The organism is Loktanella sp. SALINAS62 (genome assembly GCF_018263905.1).
Taxonomy (GTDB): Bacteria; Pseudomonadota; Alphaproteobacteria; order Rhodobacterales; family Rhodobacteraceae; genus Loktanella.
On the sequence record NZ_JAAFZU010000055.1, the window covers coordinates 429,170 to 429,765 of the forward strand.

Below are 596 nucleotides of genomic sequence, written 5' to 3' on the forward strand. Positions count from 1 at the left end.
GCCCCGCCTGCACAGAAATTGCCGACCATCTGCGCCGTCACTTCCGGCGGAAAGGCGGATACGCCCTGCGCGCAGATCCCGTGATTACCGGCAAAGATGATGACCTGTGGTGACCCGATCACCGGCCGGGGATTGCCCTGCCACCCCGCGACCCAGATCGCCAGATCTTCAAGCCGGCCCAGTGCCGCGGGGGGTTTGGTCAGGTCGGAATTACGTGCCGTCGCCGCATCGCGCGCGACAGTATCAGGGACGGGCGCGCCACGTAATATGTCACGAAAACTGTCAAGCGTATCGAAAGGGGCAGTCATGAAGGGCAGTCCTCTTTGCAAAACATGCGGTCCTGTCTAACCATGCGGTCAGGAATGGAAAGTGCCCCGTATATGCCAAATGATACCCAGTTAAATCGTCGGTTTGCGGCGTCCGATATCGGGGCGGCGACAGGGTTGCTGACGCGCCTGCCAATCCGGGTCGATAGCGCCAAGGCGACGCAGCGTGGGGCGCGGGCCGCATGGGCGTGGCCATTGGCGGGGCTTGCTGTCGCAGTGGTATCGGCTGGCGTGGCAAGTGTGATGGTGCAAATTGGCCTACCCGCCAGC

At 62.6% G+C, this 596-nt stretch carries 1 protein-coding gene and 1 pseudogene; one reads left to right on the forward strand and one right to left on the reverse strand.

Features of this window, described 5'->3' with window-relative positions; all coding sequences use genetic code 11:
• Nucleotides 1-308 (reverse strand): nicotinate-nucleotide--dimethylbenzimidazole phosphoribosyltransferase (locus GZH79_RS19120; protein ID WP_249219242.1); only part of this gene is annotated, 308 nt, incomplete at its 3' end.
• A gap of 72 nt (nucleotides 309-380) precedes the next feature.
• On the opposite strand from GZH79_RS19120, the pseudogene GZH79_RS19125 reads away from it, so the two are divergent.
• Nucleotides 381-596 (forward strand): annotated as a pseudogene (locus tag GZH79_RS19125) (adenosylcobinamide-GDP ribazoletransferase); the annotation flags it as partial.